At 72.8% G+C, this 518-nt stretch carries 1 protein-coding gene and 1 other RNA gene; both read right to left on the reverse strand.

Features of this window, described 5'->3' with window-relative positions:
* Positions 1-96: 96 nt before the first annotated feature.
* Positions 97-195, reverse strand: an RNA gene (ffs, locus tag L6Q67_RS24465) — signal recognition particle sRNA small type.
* 36 nt (positions 196-231) lie between these two features.
* A partial coding sequence (locus L6Q67_RS24470; RefSeq protein WP_296576412.1) for a sensor histidine kinase occupies positions 232-518 on the reverse strand: 287 nt, incomplete at its 5' end.

The raw sequence follows: 518 nt of genomic DNA on the forward strand, positions 1-518 counted from the left end.
CGGGATTCTAACAGGCCGGCAGCGGCGAAGACGCGCCCGGCAAGCGGCCGCACAAAATGAAATGGGCGCCACGATGGGCGCCCATTTCTGAATGAGGGTGGCGAGCCTGACCCCCGGCACTTGCAGGGAACGGCTGTGGCTGCTGCCTTCCGGCCCTGACCAGGTTCACCGCGCTGCAATGCGGGGAGACCCGCCACGGCGCGGATTCTAACAGCTTGCCCCGGCCGGGGGTCAATCCTTTTGCGCCGCAGCAGGCACGAGGGGCAGATGGATCTCGACGCACAGGCCGCCGCCAGCCCGGTTGCTGGCGCGGATGCGACCGCCGTGGGCCTCCACCGCCCGCCGCGCGATGGCCAGCCCGAGCCCGAAGCCGCCGGTGGCGTGCCCGTTGCCGCCGCGGTGGAAGGGCTCGAAGATCGCCTCCAGGTCGGCCTCGGCCACGCCGGGCCCGCGGTCTTCCACCCGCAGCACGAAGCCGCCCTCGCCCGCCCCGGCCTGCACGTCGACGCGGGTGCCGG

The sequence above is a fragment of the Zoogloea sp. genome, assembly GCF_023150065.1.
Classification (GTDB): Bacteria; Pseudomonadota; Gammaproteobacteria; order Burkholderiales; family Rhodocyclaceae; genus Zoogloea.